The sequence below is a fragment of the Bacillus sp. SIMBA_008 genome, assembly GCF_046535495.1.
In the GTDB taxonomy this organism is placed as follows: domain Bacteria; phylum Bacillota; class Bacilli; order Bacillales; family Bacillaceae; genus Bacillus; species Bacillus subtilis.
Genome location: NZ_JAWRWL010000037.1, coordinates 1 through 441, shown reverse-complemented (window position 1 = coordinate 441; position 441 = coordinate 1). Strand labels below are relative to the sequence as shown.

Here is a 441-nt window from a genome sequence, read left to right as displayed (position 1 = left end):
CGATATACTCGGCGTAAGCTGGGGGACGACGATGTACCAGATCGCAAGCCGCATGGAGCCGAAGCAGGTAAAGAGCGTTGAAGTCGTGCAGCTGAAAGGCGGCATCAGTCATTCCAATGTCAATACGTATTCATCAGAAACGATTCAGCTGTTCGCCGAAGCATTTCAGACCATGCCGAGGTATTTGCCGCTGCCGGTTATATTTGACAGCGCCGATGTGAAACAGATGGTCGAGCGGGACAGACATATTAAGCGGATCATTGAAATGGGCAGACAAGCCAATATCGCCCTGTTTACGGTCGGAACCGTCCGGGATGAGGCGCTGCTTTTCAGACTCGGCTATTTCCGGGAAGAAGAGAAACAATTGCTGAAAGCACGCGGAGTCGGCGATATTTGTTCGCGCTTTTTTGACGAGGAAGGCAGGATTTGCAGCAGCAGCAT

1 protein-coding gene is annotated in these 441 nt (G+C 51.7%); it reads left to right on the top strand.

All coding sequences use genetic code 11. The annotated features are described in order from the left end of the window. Positions 1-441, top strand: a 441-nt coding sequence (locus tag SB658_RS21960) for a sugar-binding domain-containing protein (protein ID WP_410602297.1), incomplete at both ends; no start/stop codon positions are given.